We start from the raw sequence: 18,168 nt of genomic DNA on the forward strand, positions 1-18,168 counted from the left end.
AGGTCAACGCAGGATCGGCGGCGTGTCCTTGGGCTGTCGGGCGGATTGCACGCCCGCTTTCATCCCCACACCGATCCGCCGTGCCAGCGCGACCCAAGGGGTGGCGATCTCAGCGGGTAGGGTTTGGGTGGCGACCTCCTCGAACAGGTCCAGCCAGTGCGCGAACATCTCGGGCTGCACGTCGGGCCTTTCGCTGTGGACGCGCTGCGGATTGCCGTTGTAGCTGCGCTCATAAAGGATGGCGTTGCGCCAGAAGGCGGCGATCTTGTCCTCATGCGCGGGCCAGTCGTGGACGTGCTTGTTGAAGACGGGTCCCAAAACAGCATCCTCGCGCACGCGGGCATAGAAAGCGTGGACCTGCGCGTTGATCTGGTCCGGCGTCGCGGGAAAGCGCGGGGGCAAGATGGGTCTGGTCATGGCGGTCTCGGATTTCGACTCTAGCCCGGGACATATCTAGGGCGGAGGTCAGGCAACAGGTGTGGTTTTGTCGCGCGGCTCGGGCGTCAGCAGATGCCGGATCAGGGCCACAGGATGCGCCTTCAGGCTGAGGCGTGTGGCGACGTAATCCTCGACCACTTGTTCGCCCAATGTCATCTGCGGCAGGTAGGCTTCGGGTTCATCCAACGTCTCGCCTTCCAGATCCTGTGAAAACAGCGGCAGAGGCTTCGCGGTCGCAATCGCCTTGGCCTGCCACAGAGCCTCGCGCCGGGTCAGATCGCAGGCAGCGAAGGCATCGGCCTCGGCCAAACGTTCGATCACCGATGGCCCCAACCCTGCGCGACGCCAGACGTCATCCACTTGGGTGTAGCCGTTGCCCCGTGCGGCGGTCAGCCAACTGGCGTCTTCCTCGCTGAGGCCCTTGATCTGGCGGAACCCCAGCCGTAGGGCCAGCCCACCATGGCCATCAGGTTCCATCACATTGTCCCAGAAACTCGCATTGATGCAGACTGGCCGCACCTGAACCCCGTGTTCGCGGGCATCCCGCACGATCTGGGCCGGAGCATAGAACCCCATCGGCTGCGAGTTCAGCAGCGCGCAGGCGAAGATGCCCGGATGGTGACATTTGATCCAAGCCGAGGCATAGACCAGCAGCGCAAAGCTGGCCGCGTGGCTTTCGGGAAAACCATAAGATCCGAACCCTTCGATCTGGGAAAAACAGCGCTCCGCGAAATCCTGTTCGTAACCGTTGCGTTTCATCCCGCGTAAAAAGAGAGCGCGGAACTCGCTGACATTGCCGTGCTTTTTGAAGGTCGCCAGGGAGCGTCGCAGCCGGTCCGCCTGTTCCGGGGTGAAGCCCGCGCCGACAATGGCGATCTGCATCGCCTGCTCCTGAAACAGCGGTACGCCCAGTGTCTTGCCCAGCACATCCCCCAATGCGTCCGAGGGGAAGCTGACCTCCTCCTCTCCGTTCCGGCGGCGGATGTAAGGGTGGACCATATCACCCTGAATCGGGCCGGGGCGGATGATGGCGACCTCGATCACCAGATCGTAGAAATTGCGCGGCCGCATCCGGGGGAGGAAGTTCATCTGCGCCCGGCTTTCCACCTGAAATACCCCAATAGAGTCTGCTTTGCACAGCATATCATAGACCTCGGGATCCTCGGGCGGCAGGGTGGCGAGGGTATAGCCGGTCTGATGATGCTGTCCGATCAGGTCGAACGCCTTGCGAATACAGGTGAGCATCCCGAGGCTGAGGACATCGACCTTCAGTATACCAAGGCTGTCGATGTCATCCTTGTCCCAGCAGATGACCGTGCGCCCCTCCATCGTGGCGTTTTCGATGGGGACAAGCTCGTCCAGCCGCCCCTCGGTGATGATGAAGCCGCCCACGTGCTGTGACAGATGGCGGGGGAAGCCATCGATCTCATAGACCAACATTAGAGTCTGTTTTAGCCGTCGATCTTCAGGATCGAGGCCGATTTCGCGCATCCGGTGCGCCTCAAGCCCTTTGGTCGAGAAGAAGCCCCAGAGCTGTGAGGACAGGGCCGAGATCGTGTCCTCGGTCAGACCCATGGCGCGGCCGACCTCACGAATGGCACGCTTGCCGCGATAGTGAACAACCGTGGCGCAGAGGCCCGCGCGTTCGCGGCTGTAGCGGTCATAGATATGCTGGATCACCTCCTCGCGGCGTTCGTGTTCGAAATCGACGTCGATATCGGGCGGCTCGTCGCGGGCCTCGGAAACGAAGCGCTCAAAAACCATCGTGCCCATCTCGGGGCTGACCTCGGTGATGCCGAGGCAGAAGCAGACCACCGAATTGGCCGCCGAGCCACGCCCCTGACACAGGATGTCGCGCGAGCGGGCGAAATGGACGATATCTCGGACGGTCAGGAAATAAGGTTCATATTTCAGCTTACCGATCAGCCTCAGCTCATGGGCCAGCATCTTTTTGGCTTTGTCCGAAGCACCTGCAGGATAGCGCCATTTCAACCCCTCATGCGCCAGGCGGTGCAGGCGTTGGGTCGGGGTTTCCTGTTCGCTACCTTCGCTGGGGTATTCATAACGCAGCTCATCCAGCGAGAAGGTGAGCTGTTCGCTGAGGTCATGGGCGCGGGTGACGGCCCCTTCATGACCCTTGAAGATCCGCAACATCTCACCCTCGGAGCGCAGCCGCTGTTCGCCATTGGCCAGCGCGTCGCGGCCCAGCTCATCCACCTTGCGGCGCAGGCGGATGGCGGTCAGCACATCGGCCAACTTGCGGCGCGCGCCGTGGTGGATCATAGGCGCGGCACTGGCGAGGGTGGGGATATCGAGTTGCTTGGATTCAGTCTCTAATAATGAGAAATACGTACCATCTGCGCCATCATAGCGAGGGTGCATTAGCAGATGTATCCGCCCACCAAAGCGGCGCGTCAGCTGTTGCGCCTGTGTCCGCCACGCGCTCGCGCCGCCCTTTGACCGGTCTGCTTGTGGCCAGAGCAGAAGATGGAGACCGTCGGAGAATTCAAGCAAGTCGGACAGGTGCAGGATGCAATCGCCTTTTTCCGCACGCAGGCGGCCTGCCGATAGAATGCGGCACAGGTTCGCCCAGCCCTGCCGGTTCAGGGGCAGAGCGGTGACGGTGGGCGCGTCGGTGAAGATCAGCCGCGCTGCCGGGATCAGGCGCGGCACCGCGTGGATCGGATAGGACGGCGGTTTGGGAATGTGATCGGGGCAGGGCGGGCCCAGGCGCGTGTTCTGCGCCTCCCACTCCAGCCGTTCATGCACCTTGCGTGCGATCTCGCGCGCTTGGGTATGGGCGCGAACGATCCCGGCGACCGAGTTGTCATCGGCAATCGCGATTGCGGGCAGGCCCAGGGTCACGGCACGCTCCATATACTCCTCGGGGTGAGAGGCCCCGGTGAGGAAGGTGAAGTTTGATGTGATCGACAGCTCGGCATACATGGCGATTCCTCATTATATTCACGTTTTGTTCTTTTTCGAGTCCTTTGCGCAGGAACCGGGTCGCTTGTGGCTGATTGGGCGGGCATGGTCGGGAAAAAAGGAGACCTGAAATGTTCAAGATCACCGCACTCCCCACTGAGGAAGTCCGCGCCTTGCAGTCGGGAGAGCCAGATGCCTACGGTGCCACGCCTGAGCGGGCTGTTTCCACCGGCGCAGGCAATCCCTGTCGTCACTGCTTGCAGAACATCCCAGAGGGGCAGGACATGCTGATTTTGGCGCACAGACCCTTTTTAGAGCCACATCCCTATGCAGAAACCGGCCCAATCTTCCTGTGCGCCAAACCATGCGAGCGGTACGAAGGCGATGCATTGCCTGAGATCCTGACCTCTTCCCCCGACTACCTGATCAAGGGCTATGGTGAGGATGATCGGATCGTCTACGGCACGGGTGCCATCACGCCAACGGACCAGATTGGGGCCAAAATCGCTGATATCTTTGCCAGACCGGACATCGCTTATATTCACGTTCGATCAGCGCGGAACAATTGCTATCAGGCGCGGATCGACCGGGCCTAGAGCTTGACGCGATGCATGCCCCGGCGCGGCTGATCCTGATCCTCGGCCGGGGTATCATCCGCACGTGATGAAGTCAGCGCAAGGAACACATCCTCGAGGTCCGCTTCTTCGGTTCGAACGTCGCGGATGCGGATATTGGCGGCGCGTACCGATTCCAGAACCTGCTCGGCACTGGTCTGGGCGCTGCGGTACTGCAACACAAGGCTGCCATCGTCCCGCAAAGTGGCCTCGACACCATCCGTCATGGGCAAATCGGTGACGGGGCTGTCAGGGGCGATCACCATCGTCCGGCTGTCCATGCGGCCCAGCAGGTTGGCCGTGCTTTCCTGGGTGATTTTTTCGCCGTGATTGATGATAGCGATCTCGTCGCACATCTCTTGCGCTTCTTCCAGGTAATGCGTGGTGAGGATGATGGTCATGCCTTGCTCGTTCAGCTTGCGCACATTGGCCCAGAGCATCTGGCGGAGCTCGATATCAACGCCGGCGGTGGGTTCGTCCAGCACCAGGATCTTTGGGTGATGCACCAGTGCCTTGGCCAGCAACAGCCGACGCCGCATTCCGCCGGACAGCGTGCGGGCATAGGCCTCGGCCTTGTCGCTGAGGCCCACCAGTTCCAGAATCTCATCACTGCGGCGTTCAGCCTTTGGCACACCGTAGAGACCGGCCTGAACCTCCAACGCGCCACGCGGGGAGAAAAAGGGATCAAGGTTCAGCTCTTGCGGCATGACACCGATGGCGGCGCGGGATGAGCGGGGGTTCTTGTCCTGATCATATCCCCAGATCGAAACATGGCCCGAGGATTTCACCACCAACCCGGCAAGGATGTTGATCAGGGTCGACTTCCCCGCCCCGTTGGGACCCAGCAAACCAAAGACCGACCCGCGCGGCACGGTCAGGTCGACGCCCTTCAAAGCGTGTTTCTCGGGCTGGCCTTTGCCGCCGCGATAGGTCTTACGCAGCCCTTCGATCCTGATTGCCGCATCGCTCATGTGGCTCTTGCCCCCGGTTTGCTCATCGCTCATAAACGCACCTAATGCATGCCCGCGAGGCCGACAACCAGTGAAGGATCGCCAGCCGTGACAATCGAAGCGCCGGAAACGAAGATCGTGGAAACTTCTCGTGTTGCCTGTGATGGCGGCGAAGGCGCGTTGGGGCACCCGCGGGTGTGGCTGCAGATTCCGGAAGACACCGGTTGGGTCGAGTGCCCCTATTGCGATTGCAAATATGTCCTGAAGGGCACAGAGCAAAACTGATTGCCAGCCCAAACGGGTGCCGCCCCAATCTCGCCGCGTTTATCATGGTAACTCTCGCTGAGACCAACGCAGGTGAGTGTGATGACCGACATGACTGCAACAGAGACGGCCAATCCCGTGTTCGGCTGGATCGGATTTTGCCTTGCAGCGATGGCCCTGTTCGCGGCGCTGTTCGTGTTCTGGGCTGGGCCTTTCGCGCCGCAGCAATCCACCGGCGTGTCACTGGGGGAGCTGGCGGCCGAGCTTGGTAAATCCACCCTGCGCGCCGCTGCTGGGCTAGAGCAGCCCGAACCCGTCGCCCAAACTCGTGATCTGGACGACTTCCTGCAAATCGGTGTCGCCATGCTGGGCGGATTAGCCATTGTTGTTTCTGTTATTGGCATCTTGCGTCATGAACGGATGCGGCCTGCTATCGCCGGGGTGACCATTGGCGTCGGCGCAATCCTGTTTCAGTTCTTCGCGATGGCCTTCTTTGCCTTCCTCGGCGCGCTGATTATCATGGCGCTGCTTCACAGTTTCTCGGATGTGTTTGGCGGCCTCTTTGGCGGTTAACTGACGTTCCTCACTGGTCAGTCGCGCGGCCCTGTGGCAGAACCGTCCCTGACCGACAGGGAGCACGCGCATGAGCAATTTCGGAAAAGGATGTCACCTGCATCTGATCGACGGATCGGCCTTTATTTTTCGGGCCTATCACGCGCTGCCTCCACTGACGCGCAAGTCGGATGGTCTGCCGATTGGCGCTGTTTCGGGCTTCTGCAATATGCTGCAGAAATATGTCGAAGGAAATGCTGGGCCGGACGCGCCGACCCATGTCGCTGTGATTTTCGACAAGGGCTCGCATACGTTCCGCAACGATCTCTATGACCTCTACAAAGCCAACCGCGAGGCGATGCCCGAGGATTTGCGCCCGCAGATGCCGCTGACCCGTGAGGCGACGAAGGCCTTCAACATCGCCTGCAAAGAGCTTGAGGGCTATGAGGCCGACGACATCATTGCCACGCTGGCCGTGCAGGCGCGCGATGCGGGTGGGCGCGTGACCATCGTCAGCTCGGACAAGGACCTAATGCAGCTGGTTGGCGGCGGCGTTGAGATGCTGGACGCGATGAAGAACAAGCGCATCGACACGGATGGCGTGGTCGAGAAGTTCGGCGTCGGGCCAGATCGCGTGGTCGATGTGCAGGCTTTGGCTGGAGACAGCGTTGATAACGTGCCGGGGGCTCCGGGGATTGGCATCAAGACGGCGGCCTTACTGATCAACGAATATGGCGATCTGGAAACGCTGCTGGACCGCGCGGAAGAGATCAAACAGCCTAAGCGCCGCCAGACCCTGATCGAAAAGCGCGACCAGATCGAGCTGTCGAAGAAGCTGGTGCAGTTGGATGAGAACACGCCGCTGGATTTCACTCTCGACGACCTTGAGGTTCAGGACCCTGACCCCGACACCTTGCTGGGCTTTCTGGCGAATATGGAGTTCCGCACCCTCACCAAGCGGATCGCTGACAAGCTAGGGGCTGAGGCCCCGGTCATCGCCGATGCGCCCGCTCCGGTCGAGACGGAAGAGGTCGAGGCGATCCCGTTTGACGCGTCGAAATACGAATGCTTGCGGGACGCGGGCGCACTGCAGAAGTGGATTGATCAGGCCTATGAGCGTGGTTGGGTTGCGGTAGATACCGAGACCACGGGGCTGAACGAAATGATCGCTGATCTGGTCGGCATTTCGCTTTGTATCGAAGCAGGAGAGGCCTGCTATATTCCGCTGACCCACCGCGACGGATCGACGGATGATCTGTTTGGCTCCGATGCGCTGGCCGAGGGGCAGATGCCGCTGGATGAGGCTCTAACACTGCTGAAGCCGCTGTTTGAGGACCCCTCGATCCTCAAGATCGGGCAGAATATGAAATACGATGCCAAGATCTTTGCGCGCTATGGCATCGAGATCGCTCCGATCGATGACACGATGCTGATGTCCTACGCCATGCATGGCGGTGAGCATGGGCATGGAATGGATACTCTGTCCGAGCGCTATCTGAGCCACACGCCGATCCCGATCAAACCGTTGCTGGGGTCGGGCAAGTCGGCGATCACCTTCGACAAGGTCGCAATTGATGAGGCCACGGCCTATGCGGCTGAGGATGCGGATATCACGCTGCGCCTATGGCAGTTGTTCAAGCCGCAGCTGCATCAGGTTCAGGTGACGACGGTTTATGAAACGCTCGAACGCCCGCTGGTGCCGGTTCTCAAAGAAATGGAGATGCATGGCATCAAGGTGGATCGCGATGTCCTCAGCCGGATGTCGAATGCCTTTGCGCAGAAAATGGCCGGTTTAGAGGCTGAAATTCACGAATTGGCCGGTGAGAACTTCAACGTCGGTTCGCCCGCGCAGTTGGGCGAGATCCTGTTCGACAAGATGGGCCTGGAAGGCGGCAAGAAGGGGAAAACCGGGAAGTACTCGACCGGAGCGGATATTCTTGAGGACCTCGCGACCGAGCATGAATTGCCGCGCCGGGTGCTGGACTGGCGGCAATTGTCCAAGCTGAAATCGACCTACACGGATGCGCTGCAGACACATATCAACCCTGATACGGGCCGCGTGCATACGTCTTATTCGATCACTGGGGCGAACACGGGCCGTTTGGCCTCGACCGATCCGAATCTGCAGAACATTCCCGTCCGGACCGAGGAAGGCCGCCGCATTCGTGAGGCGTTCATCGCTGAGCCGGGCAATGTGATGGTGAGCCTCGACTACAGCCAGATCGAGTTGCGGATTCTGGCCCATATCGCCGAAATACCGGCGTTGAAACAGGCCTTTGCAGACGGGCTGGACATCCACGCGATGACCGCCTCCGAGATGTTTGATGTGCCGCTGGATGAGATGACGCCGGATATCCGCCGTCAGGCCAAGGCGATCAACTTTGGTGTGATTTATGGCATCTCGGGCTTTGGTCTGGCGCGCAATCTGCGCATTCCGCGCGCAGAGGCACAAGGGTTTATCGACCGGTATTTCGAGCGTTTCCCGGCTATTAGAGCCTATATGGACGACACGGTCGCCTTCGCCAAAGAGAATGGCTATGTGCAGACCTTGTTCGGACGCAAGATCCATACGCCTGAGATCAACGCGAAGGGGCCTCATGCCGGGTTCTCGCGTCGGGCGGCGATCAATGCTCCGATTCAGGGAACGGCGGCGGATGTTATCAGACGCGCAATGGTGCGGATGCCGGAGGCGATCAAGGGGTTGCCGGCCAAAATGCTGCTGCAGGTTCACGATGAATTGCTGTTCGAAGTCGCCGAAGATGCGGTGGATGAGGTGATCGGCGTTGCGCGGGACGTGATGGAGGGCGCCTCGGACCCTGCCGTGAAGCTGGACGTGAAGCTGGTTGTGGATGCCGGTCAGGGGGCGAACTGGGCCGAAGCGCACTAAAGGGCGCTGCTCATCAGGCCCGGCGGGCCCTCTTCGCAGCGGGTCAGTCCTGCGGCCTGACCATGCGGTTGACGAACCGTTGCACACTGGGGCCAAACAGCAGGATTACGGTGAAGGCGATGGGCCAACAAAAGGCCCACGAGGCCATCCAATCGCCAAGGGTGGAGGGGCCAAAGCCGATGGCTTTGACTGTTGCGATCCCGGTGACGATGCAGGACATCAGCCCAGACATGATCAGGCTGAACACGGCGCGGGCATAGCGGGCAGGGATCATGAGGCGGTTCCTTGATATCTATAGTACGACGGACGGCGTTGTTTGCGGATCAGAGATCTGCATTGGCAAGAACTGCCTTATGCATCCAATCCAGGGACGAGGTCGTCAACGGTGTTGAGGGAGTATATTCCGCGCTGACCCATCCTTCATAGCCAGAGACCTCCATCGCCTTGAACAGGGTCTGAAAATCCAGTTCGCTGCTACCCGGTTCGGACCTGTGGGGTGCTGCGCCGATCTGGGCGTGGATGACGCGATTGTGAAAGCGGTCCCAAATCTCCAGCGGATCCGAGTGGATCATCTGTGCGTGAAAGCTGTCATATTGCAGGCCCAGGTTGGGGCGATCCACGCGGTCCAAAACCTCCGCGGCCAAATCGTAGTCGTTGAGGAAATAGCCGGGTTGGGACACGGGGTTCAAAGGTTCGATGGTGAAGGCCTGATTGGGGGCTGTATCGGCGGCCCATTGCAGGTTGCGAACAAAGCAATCCAGCGCCTCAGGCCCCGATGCATAGCCGGACATGATATGGATCAGGCCGGGTTTGAGCACATCGGCATAGCGCAAGACGCGGCGGATATCGGATTGGAACCGCGCCTCACCGCCTGGAACAGCGGCATAGCCCGGCTCACCCCCTGTGTAGTTTGGCGGAGGCGCGTTGATCAGCACAAGCTCCAGCCCGTTGGCCAGAAGAGCACGGCGGGTCTCTTTCGCGGCCAGCTCATAAGGAAAAAGGATTTCAACGGCTTTGAAGCCCGCCTCGGCCGCGGCCTGGAACCGCTCCAGATACGGGAGTTCGGCAAAGAGCAGGGAGATATTGGCGGCAAATTTGGGCATGAGAGGCCTTTGGGTCGGTGATCCGCCCAAGTTTAGTCTCCACCGATTTTCGAGGAAAGGGATTGAAAACGACAGATTGTCGAAAATCGACAAGAAGGCAGGCCGAAGTCCAGAGATGTTTGGGCTAACACGGCGAATCATTTTTCTGCGCCGTTCCAACAGAAGGTCCGATCCCATGGCGATGAGCCCTGATCCTGTGCGCGGGAACACTCTTCCTATGTCCACTGGCCGCAGCTCGGCCTTGTCTGGAAACGGTTTGGCTGTGGCGTCCATGCTGACCTGGGCAGCGGGGTTTCCTGCGGCCGAAGTGTTGCTGCAGACCTGGCCTCCGGTCGCGCTGTTCGTGGCGCGTCTGGCCCTCGCCGTGGCAGTCATGGTGCCTCTGTGGTTCCTGATCGACGGGCCAAGCCGGGTTTTGCGCGCCCGTTGGGGTCATGCGATGCTTGTTGGCGGGACACTCGGGGCCGGTATGTTCCTGATCATCGTGGCGCAAAAACTGACAGATCCTGTGACCGTCGCCATCATTGCCTCCTGCGCGCCATTGTTTGCCACTCTGATCGAACTGGCAACCGGGGCACGACGGTTGCGCTGGAATTTCGCGCTGGGCGTTGTGGTGTCCATCATTGGCGGTCTGATCGCGACCAGTGCAGTGGCGCCCGCGCAATTGGGTTTGGGCGCGATCTGCGCCATCGTGTCCACCGGGTTGTTTTGCTGGGCGACTATGGCAACGGCGAGGGATTTCCCCGAGCTGAGCCAAACTGGGCGCAGCACCATCACCTTCTTCGGCGGCTTGGTTGTCGCTTTGCTGCTGTTCTTCGGGGCACGCCAAGTGGGTATGGACGTCATGCCAACGGCGCAGATTGATGTTCAACAGATTGGAATGCTTGGGATCTATGCTCTGGTGTCTATGGGCCTCAGTCAGGTTTTGTTTGTCGGATCCGTTGGCAAACTGGGCGTTGCATTGGCTTCGTTCCACATCAACATCGCACCGTTCTACGTGATGCTGATCATGCTGGTGCTGGGGGAAGAGTGGAACTGGACCCGCGCTTTGGGCGCAGGTGTCGTTGCGGTGGCCGTCGTGCTGGCGCAGGATCGCAAAGTTGTAAAAGCGGCCTAGTCCGGCAGGTCTTCTGACTTGATCAACGGAAAGAAACACTTTTCGGACCAAACTCCGAACCAGCCCTCATGGTGGGTTCCCATCTCGACCAACCGGTAAAAGCTCTTGCGGTCAATCCGGGCCTCCAGACCGTCGCGGATCAGAATGTATGGAGAGGGTTCCTGGGTCTGCGGGTCCATGACAACGCGGATCGGATGATCCGGCCCGGCCACCGCGACATCGCCAACTTTGGTGGTGAAAGTCAGAGACTGCGACTGCCCCTCGCGCGAGGCATCAACGTCCACCGCGATGAACGGCGCATCTTCGACGGTGATTCCCACCTTCTCGACCGGGGTCACCAGGTAGTATTTCCCGTCCTCCAGCTTAAGAATTGAGGAAAAAAGCTTCACAAGCTCGAAACGGGTGATGGGCGAGCCTAAATAACTCCAGGTGCCATCTTTGGCGATCCGGATGTCCAGATCACCGCAAAAAGGGGGATTCCAGAGGTGAACGGGGGGTAAACCCTTGGTTTTGGTCGCTTTGATTGAAGCCGCAAGACCGTCAGGGGAAGGTTTCACAGGTTTTTGTCCGCTCATTGCTTTTGCCATTTCCTCTCAGCGCGATAGACTTCATCTATAATAGTCCACGGAAGGGAAAGTCATGTCCGAACCTGCCGACCTCGTGTCCGAGATCGAAGCGTTGGAAAACAAGCTGCAAGAGGCGAAATCCTCGATCACCCGCCGCTTCATCGGGCAGGAAAGGGTCGTGGACCTGACCCTGACGGCGCTGCTGTGCGGGGGGCATGCCCTGCTGATCGGTCTGCCGGGTCTGGGTAAAACCCGACTGGTTGAGACGCTGTCGACCGTGATGGGCCTGCATGGCAACCGTATTCAATTCACGCCCGACCTGATGCCCGCCGATATTCTGGGGTCCGAGGTTCTTGATACAGCCGATGACGGCACGCGCCATTTCCGGTTTATTTCGGGGCCGATCTTTTGCGAGCTGCTGATGGCGGATGAGATCAACCGCGCCAGCCCTCGGACGCAGTCGGCACTGCTGCAGGCGATGCAGGAGCGCACAGTGACAGTGGCGGGCGAAGACCGCGTGCTGGGTACGCCGTTCCACGTGTTGGCAACGCAAAACCCGATTGAGCAAGAGGGCACCTATCCGCTGCCCGAAGCTCAGCTAGACCGTTTCCTTGTGCAGATCGACGTGGAATACCCTGATCGCCAGACCGAGCGGGATATCCTGCTGGCCACTACCGGCGTGGCCGAGGACGAGGCGCATCAGATTTTTAGCAAAGAAGAGCTGTTGGCCGCTCAGGTCCTGTTGCGCCGGATGCCTGTGGGGGATTCGGTTGTGGAACTGATCCTCGATCTTGTCCGAGCGTTCCGTCCCGAGGAAGCGGGCGTTTCGGATCGCGTCGCTGAAACCGTTGCTTGGGGTCCCGGTCCGCGTGCGGCGCAGGCGCTGATGATGACTGTTCGGGCGCGTGCGATGCTGCAGGGGCGCCTGGCCCCGAATGCCGAGGACGTTCTGGATATGGCCCGCCCGGTTCTCAGCCACCGGATGGCGCTGAACTTTGCGGCACGTGCACGGGGCGACAGCTTGGCCGACCTGATCGATAGCACAGCGGCTGGCCTGATCCGCACTGAGGCTGCGGCGTGAATGCTGCGCTGACCCTTCGTCAACGTTCCGAGGCCGAGGCGTCCCGGCTGCCGCCTCTATTGGCGCGCGCCGAACATCTGGCAGGCACAGTTCTGTTGGGTGACCATGGTCGGCGACGATCCGGCATGGGGGACGACTTCTGGCAATACCGCCCCGCTCAGATCGGAGACAGCCGCCGGATGATCGACCACCGCCGCTCGGCTCGCGGGGATCAGCAATTTGTGCGTGAACGCGAGTGGCAGATCGCGCAGTCGGTCATGCTGTGGGTCGATCAGGGGGCCTCAATGCGCTTTGCGTCGGATAAGGCGCTGCCCTCCAAGGCGGATCGCGCCCGACTGCTGGGCCTGGCGACTGCGATCCTTCTGGTGCGCGGGGGCGAGCGCGTTGGCCTGACGGGTACAACCCTGCCGCCCAGACGTGGGAATGCGCAGATCATTCGTCTGGCCGAGGCGTGGTCCGAGGACTCGGAGGTCGACTACGCCCCGCCGGAACACCGCGCCATGATCCCTCATGCCCGCGCTGTGTTCATCTCGGATTTTCTTGGCCCGATGGATGAGGTTGAGCTGGCCCTGACCAAAGCCGCAGATCGCGGCGTTCGGGGCGTTTTGTTGCAAGTTCTCGATCCGGGGGAAGAGACGTTTCCCTTCGCGGGCCGCACCATTTTTGAAAGCGTTGGTGGCACTGTTCGGCATGAAACGCTGAAGGCCGGAGAGCTGCGCGACCGGTATCTGGAACGCCTTGCCGCGCGCAAGGATGCGCTGACGCATCTGTGTCGCGCGACCGGCTGGCAGTTGGGTCTGCACCACACCGGAGATAGTGCGCCATCGGCTCTATTGTGGCTCTATCGTGCGCTGGACGGGGGTGTTCAATGACCGTTTTGGCGGGCATCGGTTTCACCGCGCCATGGGTGTTGTTGGGTCTGCTGACCCTGCCGATCCTGTGGCTGATCCTGCGCGCGGTCCCACCCGCGCCGATCCGTCGGATGTTCCCGGCGGTCACACTTCTACTCGGCCTCAAAGATGATGAGAGCGTATCGGACCGGACACCTTGGTGGTTGCTTTTGCTGCGGATGCTGGCGGCAGCAGCGATCATCATCGGGTTGGCCGGCCCAGTGCTGAATCCGTCGCGTGATCAGGCGGGCACGGGGCCCCTAATGTTGGTGCTGGATGCAAGCTGGGCCGGGGCGACGCGCTGGTCGTCGACGTTGGACCAGATCGATGCGCAATTGACCGAAGCCGGACGCGCGGGCCGCCCCGTCTCGATCCTGCGCCTGACCGAGCCGGAACCGCCGGTGTTCCAGGCGGCAGAGGCGTGGCGCAACCGTTTGCCGGGCCTTGTTCCGAACCCGTGGCAGCCGACCGAGGATCAGGTTGATCAGGTCATCGCCGCGCTGGATCAGGTCGAAGGTGGGTTTGATACGCATTGGTTCAGCGACCGCTTGGGTTATGAAAACCACCCTGAGTTAGTGTCTGAATTGCAGTCCCGCGGGCAGGTCACCGTCTACCGCTCGAACGCGGCTGCGCTGGCGCTTTTGCCTGCCGTTTATCAGGACGGCGTCATTCAATTGACCGCATTGCGGGCCGAACCGGGCCCGGAGGAGAGTGTGACCGTTCTGGCGCATGGCCGTGACCCGGCGGGCACGGCGCGGATATTGCAATCGGCCGAGATGACGTTCGCAGCTGGCGAGACCCAGGCCCAAATCGACCTCGCCCTGCCGTCGGAGCTGCGTGCCCGGATCACACGGTTTGAGCTGCAGGGCCAGCGCTCGGCCGGAGCCGTGACGCTGACTGATGACAGCCTGCGGAGGCGCGAGGTTGCGCTGATTGCGGGAACCCTCAACCGCGAGGGGTTGGAGCTGTTGTCGCCGCTGCACTACCTGACGCAGGTTCTGATCCCGACCGCCGATTTTGTTGAGGGCGGCCTGCCCGAGGTTCTGCCCGCCAATCCCGATGTGATTGTGCTGTCGGACGTCGCCCAGATCTCGGGCCCGGAAGAGGTTGCTCTGATCGAGTGGGTTGAACAGGGCGGTCTGTTGCTGCGGTTTGCAGGGCCCCGCATGGCGGCGAGCGATCTGGGGCGAGATGAAGAGGATACGCTGCTGCCCGTTCGCCTGCGCAGCGGCGGGCGCACCGTAGGCGGCGCGATGAGTTGGGGGGAATCCAAGACACTGGCACCGTTCCCTGAGGACTCACCTTTCTATGGGTTGCCGATACCGAAGGACGTGACCGTATCCACTCAGGTCATGGCGCAACCAGACCCTAACCTGGCTGATCGCGTGATTGCGTCGCTGTCGGACGGTACACCTCTGGTCACGCGCAAGGCGCTGGGCTTGGGGCAGGTTGTCCTGTTCCACGTGACCGCAGATGCGGAATGGTCTAGCCTGCCGCTGTCTGGCCTGTTCGTGGAAATGCTGGACCGTCTGGCCGTTGCCTCGGCCGCGAAATCGCGTCAGGTCGCGCAATTGGAGGGCACCACGTGGGAGCCGGTCCAGATCATGGATGGGTTCGGCGCGTTGTCCGATGCCGGTACGCTGGCGGGTGTGGATGGGGTTGAGCTGGTGTCAGGACAGATTGGGCCCGACCTTCGTCCTGGCCTCTATGAAAGTGGGAAGCAAAAGCTGGCGCGTAATGTGCTGTCCGAGGAGACAACGCTCAGCCTTGTTGCATGGCCCGCAGATGTGCCGATCCGCGGGCAGGAGGTCTCAACCGAGACACCTCTCGGGGGAATACTGCTGAGCTTCGCATTGATTCTGCTGACCGTGGATGTAATCGCGTCTCTGGCCTTGTCGGGCCGTTTGGGTCTGGCAAAGGCGACAGCGGTTGCCATGGGGGCCGTGTTGCTCGTGCCCGAGGCGCAGGCGCAGTCGCCCGATGAGACTGACTTTGCCCTCGCCGCGACCCATGAACTGGTTCTGGCGCATGTGCTGACCGGGGACAGCCAGGTGGACGACATCGCACAGGCTGGGTTGCGAGGATTGGCTCAGACGTTGAACTACCGCACCTCGGTCGAACCCGCTGCGCCGATTGGCGTCGATCTGGAACGGGATGAGCTGGCCTTTTTCCCGTTGCTCTACTGGCCCATCACGCAGGATCAGCCGCGCCCCTCGGATGAGGCCTATGCCAAGCTGAATGCCTATCTGCGCTCGGGCGGTATGATCCTGTTTGACACGCGCGATGCGGATATCGCAGGGTTCGGTGCCTCCAGCCCCAATGGGCGCAAGCTGCAGCAACTGGCCGCGCCGCTAAATATCCCCGCGTTAGAGCCGATTCCGAACGATCACGTCCTGACGCGGACCTTCTATCTTCTGCAAGATTTCCCTGGCCGCTACGCCGGAACCGATGTCTGGGTTGAGGCCGCTCCGCTGGATGCGGAACAGATCGAAGGGATGCCCTTCCGCAACCTCAACGACAACGTGACGCCGGTGGTGATCGGTGGCAATGACTGGGCTGGGGCCTGGGCGGTGGATCGCAACGGACAGGCCCTCCTCCCCGTCGGGCGTGGCTATGCGGGGGAACGTCAGCGCGAGTTGGCCAATCGCTTTGGTGTCAATCTGGTGATGCATGTGCTGACCGGGAACTACAAATCCGATCAGGTCCATGTGCCTGCTCTGCTGGACAGGTTGGGACAATGACCGGAACCGTTATCTTTGATCCGCTGATCCCGTGGCCTGTTCTGCTCGTGGTCGCCTCGATCGCCGTTGCGGGCGTGGTCTTGGCGGTCTGGCGGGGATTGTCGGGATGGGCGTTGCGTGGGTTGGCCGCTTTGGTCGTGATCGCCGCGCTTGCAGGTCCGGTCTATCAGGTCGAAGACCGCGCGCCGCTGACAGATATCGTCCTGATGATCGAGGATGAAAGCGCCAGCCAGACGCTCTCGGACCGGGCCGATCAAACCGCCCAAGCGGCCGAGGCCCTGGCGGCCGAGATCGAGTCGCGTGACAATACCGAACTGCGCCGCATCCGCGTGGGCGACGGCGATGGCGACGAAGGCACACAGGTGATGGCCGCGGTGAATGCGGCCCTGGCCGAGGAGCCGCGCGCGCGGGTGGCCGGTATCCTCGTGGTCTCGGACGGGATCGTGCATGACGTTGACCAAGCGCCAGACCTGCCCGCGCCGCTGCACCTTTTGCAGACCGGTCGTGAGAGCGACTGGGACCGCAGGCTCATCGTCCGCAACGCGCCTGCCTTTGCCATCATTGGTGAACCCGTAACCCTGACTCTGCGCGTTGAAGACAGCGGCGCGGCTCCGGGCGGGGCCACCAGCGCGCCGCTTGAGATCTCGGTTGATGGGGGCGAGCCGGAGGAATTCCGTATACCCATTGGCGTGGATGTCGAACTGCCGATTTCTCTGCCGCATGGGGGGCGGAATGTCATCCAATTCACGGTCCCAGAGGCCGAAGGTGAGCTGACCGATCGCAACAATACCGCATTGATCCAGATGAACGGCGTACGCGACCGTCTGCGCGTTCTGTTGGTGTCGGGCGAGCCGCATCCCGGCGGGCGCACCTGGCGCAACCTGCTGAAATCCGACAGCTCGGTCGATCTGGTGCATTTCACCATTTTGCGCCCTCCCGAGAAGCAGGACGGTGTCCCGGTGGATGAATTGTCTCTGATCGCCTTCCCAACGCGCGAGCTGTTTCTGGAGAAGATCAACGATTTCGACCTGATCATCTTTGACCGTTACAAACGGCGGGGCATCCTGCCTGCGATCTATCTGGATAACGTGGCTGACTATATCGACAGCGGCGGCGCTGTTCTGATTGCAGCAGGCCCTGATTTCGCCACCGCTGACAGCATCTTCCGCTCGCCGCTCGCGGGCAGTCTGCCAGCGCAACCGACGGCACGGGTGATCGAAGAGCGCTATGTTCCCATGGTCAGCGATCTGGGGCATCGGCACCCTGTGACCACCAATCTTGGCGATTCCGAGGATTGGGGCGCGTGGCTGCGCCAGATCGATGTGAATGAGCGCTCGGGCCAGGTGCTGATGACCGGCCTTGAGGACCGGCCGCTGTTGGTATTGGACCGGGTGGGTGAAGGGCGGGTCGCCCTGTTGGCGTCAGACCACGCCTGGCTGTGGAGCCGTGGTTTTGAAGGCGGCGGGCCTCAGTTGGAATTGCTGCGCCGACTGGCCCATTGGATGATGAAAGAGCCCGAACTTGAGGAAGAAGCGCTCTGGGCCGAGGCGAACGGCCAGTCGATGCGCATCATTCGTCAGACCCTCGAAGAAGAGGTCGGACCGGTCACGATCACCCGACCCAATGGCGAAACGTTTGAGATCACTTTGGAGGAGGTCTCGCCCGGACGGTTCGAGACGCAGTATTTCGGCCCCGAGATTGGCCTCTATCGTCTGCAGGAAGGTGATTTGATGGCAGTGATCGGACTGGGGCCCGCTGCCCCGAAAGAATTTGAGCGTACCATCGCAACAGGGAACGTGCTGGAACCTGTGATCGCCGCCATGCGCGGTGGTGTGATCCGGCTGGAAGAGGGTTTGCCCTCAATCCGCAACGTCCGCGCTGGGCGTCCGGCTGCAGGGCGCGGCTGGATTGGTCTTACCCCACGCGAAGCTTATGAGACGCGGGACGTTACGCAAGCCGGGCTGCTGCCACCATGGCTGGTTCTGTTGCTGGCTGGTGGCTTCCTGTTGGGCGGTTGGCTGCGCGAAGGCCGTCGCTAGA

The 18,168-nt window shown here is 61.2% G+C and carries 15 protein-coding genes; 9 read left to right on the forward strand and 6 right to left on the reverse strand.

All coding sequences use genetic code 11. The features are described from left to right. Window positions 1-3: 3 nt before the first annotated feature. Together J7394_RS06490 and J7394_RS06495 are read right to left on the reverse strand one after the other, a co-directional pair. Entirely contained in the window at window positions 4-417 is a 414-nt protein-coding gene (locus tag J7394_RS06490; protein ID WP_209251730.1) for a group III truncated hemoglobin, read from the reverse strand. A gap of 48 nt (window positions 418-465) precedes the next feature. Next, entirely contained in the window at window positions 466-3,384 is a 2,919-nt protein-coding gene (locus tag J7394_RS06495; RefSeq protein WP_209251731.1) for an error-prone DNA polymerase, read from the reverse strand. 110 nt (window positions 3,385-3,494) lie between these two features. On the opposite strand from J7394_RS06495, the gene J7394_RS06500 reads away from it, so the two are divergent. After that, the gene (locus tag J7394_RS06500; RefSeq protein ID WP_209251732.1) at window positions 3,495-3,959 is read left to right on the forward strand and encodes a DUF1203 domain-containing protein; all 465 of its coding nucleotides are present in this window, start codon (window positions 3,495-3,497) and stop codon (window positions 3,957-3,959) included. Here J7394_RS06500 and J7394_RS06505 read toward each other — a convergent pair. Beyond that, window positions 3,956-4,948, reverse strand: a complete 993-nt coding sequence (locus J7394_RS06505) for an ABC transporter ATP-binding protein (RefSeq protein ID WP_209252058.1) — start codon at window positions 4,946-4,948, stop codon at window positions 3,956-3,958. The two genes, J7394_RS06500 and J7394_RS06505, sit on opposite strands and share 4 nt — an antisense overlap. Before the next feature lie 87 nt (window positions 4,949-5,035). Between J7394_RS06505 and J7394_RS06510 the strand changes: the two genes are divergently transcribed. The 3 genes from J7394_RS06510 to polA all read left to right on the forward strand — a co-directional run bounded on the left by J7394_RS06510 (window position 5,036) and on the right by polA (window position 8,630). Continuing rightward, window positions 5,036-5,212 (forward strand): zinc-finger domain-containing protein, encoded by a 177-nt coding sequence (locus J7394_RS06510; RefSeq protein WP_170459503.1) that lies wholly within the window; start codon window positions 5,036-5,038, stop codon window positions 5,210-5,212. Between the two features lie 81 nt (window positions 5,213-5,293). Further along, a complete protein-coding gene (locus J7394_RS06515; protein WP_209251733.1) occupies window positions 5,294-5,764 on the forward strand; it encodes a hypothetical protein in 471 nt (156 codons plus the stop codon). A gap of 70 nt (window positions 5,765-5,834) precedes the next feature. Further along, entirely contained in the window at window positions 5,835-8,630 is a 2,796-nt protein-coding gene (gene polA / locus J7394_RS06520; RefSeq protein ID WP_209251734.1) for a DNA polymerase I, read from the forward strand. A gap of 43 nt (window positions 8,631-8,673) precedes the next feature. Here the strand turns inward: polA and J7394_RS06525 are convergent, their stop codons facing one another. Together J7394_RS06525 and J7394_RS06530 are read right to left on the reverse strand one after the other, a co-directional pair. Beyond that, entirely contained in the window at window positions 8,674-8,904 is a 231-nt protein-coding gene (locus tag J7394_RS06525; RefSeq protein ID WP_170472889.1) for a DUF2798 domain-containing protein, read from the reverse strand. 49 nt (window positions 8,905-8,953) lie between these two features. Next, window positions 8,954-9,733, reverse strand: coding sequence for a hydroxypyruvate isomerase family protein (locus tag J7394_RS06530; RefSeq protein WP_209251736.1), 780 nt, complete (start codon window positions 9,731-9,733; stop codon window positions 8,954-8,956). Between the two features lie 217 nt (window positions 9,734-9,950). Here J7394_RS06530 and J7394_RS06535 point away from each other — a divergent pair, with 217 nt between their 5' ends. Then, window positions 9,951-10,850, forward strand: coding sequence for a DMT family transporter (locus J7394_RS06535; RefSeq protein ID WP_247748097.1), 900 nt, complete (start codon window positions 9,951-9,953; stop codon window positions 10,848-10,850). Here the strand turns inward: J7394_RS06535 and J7394_RS06540 are convergent. Continuing rightward, the gene (locus J7394_RS06540) at window positions 10,847-11,425 is read right to left on the reverse strand and encodes a DUF1285 domain-containing protein (protein ID WP_209251738.1); all 579 of its coding nucleotides are present in this window, start codon (window positions 11,423-11,425) and stop codon (window positions 10,847-10,849) included. The two genes, J7394_RS06535 and J7394_RS06540, sit on opposite strands and share 4 nt — an antisense overlap. Before the next feature lie 64 nt (window positions 11,426-11,489). Between J7394_RS06540 and J7394_RS06545 the strand changes: the two genes are divergently transcribed. From J7394_RS06545 to J7394_RS06560, 4 genes are read left to right on the forward strand one after another with little or no spacing between them, the layout of a single operon-like run. Next, window positions 11,490-12,497: a MoxR family ATPase gene (locus tag J7394_RS06545; protein ID WP_170667281.1), complete on the forward strand. Its 1,008-nt coding sequence runs from the start codon at window positions 11,490-11,492 to the stop codon at window positions 12,495-12,497. Next, window positions 12,494-13,369 carry a DUF58 domain-containing protein gene (locus J7394_RS06550; protein ID WP_209251739.1) on the forward strand — a complete coding sequence of 292 codons (876 nt, stop codon included), beginning with the start codon at window positions 12,494-12,496 and terminating at the stop codon, window positions 13,367-13,369. Before J7394_RS06545 ends, J7394_RS06550 begins: the two co-directional genes overlap by 4 nt. Continuing rightward, entirely contained in the window at window positions 13,366-16,128 is a 2,763-nt protein-coding gene (locus J7394_RS06555) for a DUF4159 domain-containing protein (RefSeq protein ID WP_209251740.1), read from the forward strand. The genes J7394_RS06550 and J7394_RS06555 overlap by 4 nt, the downstream gene beginning before the upstream one ends. Then, on the forward strand, window positions 16,125-18,167 hold the full coding sequence (locus J7394_RS06560; protein ID WP_209251741.1) for a hypothetical protein: 2,043 nt from the start codon (window positions 16,125-16,127) through the stop codon (window positions 18,165-18,167). Before J7394_RS06555 ends, J7394_RS06560 begins: the two co-directional genes overlap by 4 nt. Window position 18,168 lies beyond the last annotated feature (1 nt).

This window comes from Ruegeria sp. R13_0, from assembly GCF_017743995.1.
GTDB lineage: Bacteria > Pseudomonadota > Alphaproteobacteria > Rhodobacterales > Rhodobacteraceae > Ruegeria.

Bases quoted from the DNA above. Each gene is read 5' to 3' on its own strand.
- J7394_RS06525 (WP_170472889.1), bottom strand. From the start codon at position 8,904: ATGATCCCTGCCCGCTATGCCCGCGCCGTGTTCAGCCTGATCATGTCT.
- J7394_RS06560 (WP_209251741.1), top strand. From the start codon at position 16,125: ATGACCGGAACCGTTATCTTTGATCCGCTGATCCCGTGGCCTGTTCTG.
- J7394_RS06515 (WP_209251733.1), top strand. From the start codon at position 5,294: ATGACCGACATGACTGCAACAGAGACGGCCAATCCCGTGTTCGGCTGG.
- J7394_RS06490 (WP_209251730.1), bottom strand. From the start codon at position 417: ATGACCAGACCCATCTTGCCCCCGCGCTTTCCCGCGACGCCGGACCAG.
- J7394_RS06505 (WP_209252058.1), bottom strand. From the start codon at position 4,948: ATGAGCGATGCGGCAATCAGGATCGAAGGGCTGCGTAAGACCTATCGC.
- J7394_RS06545 (WP_170667281.1), top strand. From the start codon at position 11,490: ATGTCCGAACCTGCCGACCTCGTGTCCGAGATCGAAGCGTTGGAAAAC.
- J7394_RS06530 (WP_209251736.1), bottom strand. From the start codon at position 9,733: ATGCCCAAATTTGCCGCCAATATCTCCCTGCTCTTTGCCGAACTCCCG.
- J7394_RS06500 (WP_209251732.1), top strand. From the start codon at position 3,495: ATGTTCAAGATCACCGCACTCCCCACTGAGGAAGTCCGCGCCTTGCAG.
- J7394_RS06555 (WP_209251740.1), top strand. From the start codon at position 13,366: ATGACCGTTTTGGCGGGCATCGGTTTCACCGCGCCATGGGTGTTGTTG.
- J7394_RS06495 (WP_209251731.1), bottom strand. From the start codon at position 3,384: ATGTATGCCGAGCTGTCGATCACATCAAACTTCACCTTCCTCACCGGG.
- J7394_RS06535 (WP_247748097.1), top strand. From the start codon at position 9,951: ATGTCCACTGGCCGCAGCTCGGCCTTGTCTGGAAACGGTTTGGCTGTG.
- polA (WP_209251734.1), top strand. From the start codon at position 5,835: ATGAGCAATTTCGGAAAAGGATGTCACCTGCATCTGATCGACGGATCG.
- J7394_RS06540 (WP_209251738.1), bottom strand. From the start codon at position 11,425: ATGAGCGGACAAAAACCTGTGAAACCTTCCCCTGACGGTCTTGCGGCT.